The organism is Amycolatopsis saalfeldensis (assembly GCF_900110575.1).
In the GTDB taxonomy this organism is placed as follows: domain Bacteria; phylum Actinomycetota; class Actinomycetes; order Mycobacteriales; family Pseudonocardiaceae; genus Amycolatopsis; species Amycolatopsis saalfeldensis.
Map to the genome: position 1 here is coordinate 1 of NZ_FOEF01000061.1, position 1,824 is coordinate 1,824.

Annotated in this window: 2 protein-coding genes; both read left to right on the forward strand. The window is 71.8% G+C overall.

Annotated features, from left to right (window positions below; translation table 11 throughout):
* On the forward strand, positions 1-375 hold a 375-nt coding region (locus BMY97_RS48065; RefSeq protein WP_218157032.1), incomplete at its 5' end, for a hypothetical protein.
* Positions 376-601: 226 nt separating this feature from the next.
* Positions 602-1,663 (forward strand): hypothetical protein, encoded by a 1,062-nt coding sequence (locus tag BMY97_RS45680; protein ID WP_143086546.1) that lies wholly within the window; start codon positions 602-604, stop codon positions 1,661-1,663.
* Positions 1,664-1,824: the final 161 nt, after the last annotated feature.

Here is a 1,824-nt window from a genome sequence, read left to right on the forward strand (position 1 = left end):
GCGCAGCAGATCGCCTCGGCGCTGGGCAAGGGCGCTCCCGCGCCGCTGACGCGGAAACCCTTGCCCCGCACCGATTCGTCCCGCTGGGCGTGCGCTCGTCAACGCACCACACGACCAGCCAGGAGGCTCACCATGTCGTACCTCGAACTCGATGCTGACCACCCCGAGCTCACCCCCGCGCCCGCAGGCAAGGCGTGGCGGTACTGGGTCGGCTACTACTGCCCGCGGGGGACCGACGGCCACTTCGAGCTGTTCGCCGACGACGAGTACGACGGCTGCTGCGGGTCGAAAGGCTGGGACCTCTACCTCGACGCCACCCCCGGAGACACCAGCCTGCCCGAGGGGCAGTGGCGGCTGGTCGCGGCGTCGGAATGACCCCCGCCACGCGGGCACCACCTCGAGTCCCCGAGCTGGTGCCCGCGCGCCCCGTCGTCACGTCGGCGCCGGTGGACACCTGCACCGCAGCAACCCGCCCAGGCACGGGGCAAGGGCGCTTCGCGTCGCCTGCGGCGATGCCCGCACGCGGTCACCCCTGCCCGTACCCGGTCGGCCCGCTCGGGGTCGCGCTCGTCCACGACGCGCTCGACCGGAAGGCCCGGCCATGCCCCAGAGCAATGACTCCGCACCAGAACCCGCGGCGGTGACCTGGACACCGCCCCAGTCCGAGCAGATCCCCGCCCTCCAAATCTCCATGGGCCGCTGGCTCAGCCACCCCACGTTCCTCATGACGACCTGCGGCGCCCTCGAAGCCGGCCAGGGAACGATCGTTCCGGCGGCCGACACGCCGCTGGAATCCACCGTCATCCTCCACGCTGAAGAGGCCAACAGGCTCAGTTCGGCGCAGCCGTTCACCCTCGACGCGGAAACAACCGAGGACGCACTCGCCGCCGGCGCGGCTTTGCCGGACTGGTCGGTCGAGCCCGACGACCTGCCGGCGCCCGAAGGGCTGATGGTCTTCGACCGTCCGATCGGTTACTGCCAAGGTCGCGCCCGGGTTCCGCTGCCGGTCGTCGCGTGCTCCTGGGGACCATCTCCGCAGACAGCACCGCCGGGCGGCGCGGTCTGGGTGACGTTCTGGTCGGCAGGCGACCGCGAATCGCTCATCGCCGAGTCCATCGCCCACGGCACCCCGCCCGCCGAAGCCCGCTACAACGTCGAGACCGGAACCCCGCCACTGTTGTGGGCAGACGAAGCACTGGTGTGCTGGTCGGCCTCCGGAACCCCGATTTTCACCCCGACGAGCCGGTGCGTGCCCACCGACGAGGTGACCGGCATCGTGGTCCACCAGGAAGCCGCGCCCTGGCTACAGACGGTCTTCGCGGCCTGGAACTTCATCCGGAACCAGGTCGTCGAGATCACCGAGGCACGCGCACCCCGGGCGGAGCGCCGTCGCGCGGAGCGGACGGGAAAGCCCCTGCCCTCGGTCCGAGTGGTCAGCGCCCGCCGCCGGACAAGCTCCGCGCCGCCGTCCGCGCCGACCGGCCGCAGCGTAAGCGTCCGGTTCCCCGTCCGCGGGTTCTGGCGCGATCAGCCCTTCGGGCAAGGCCGCTCGCTGCGCAAGCGCATCTGGATCAAGCGTCACTGGCGCGGTCCGGAAGACGCCCCGGTGCGCATCCGCCCGGTGGTCATCGTGGTCGAGAAGCCGACCGACCTGACCGAATAACGCAGGGTCCGGGGCGCGCCCTGCTGGGCAGGAGTCGCGCCCCACTCGGCCGCCGAGTCCTGGCCACCCGTTTCCCGCCCGGTGTGGTGTTTGGACGCGCCGAAGCGCAGCAGATCGCCTCGGCGCTGGGCAAGGGCGCTCCCGCGCCGCTGACGCGGAAA

What these genes read in the sequence shown, in the direction of transcription:
- BMY97_RS45680 (WP_143086546.1), top strand. Translation starts at nt 602, where the DNA reads ATGCCCCAGAGCAATGACTCCGCACCAGAACCCGCGGCGGTGACCTGG.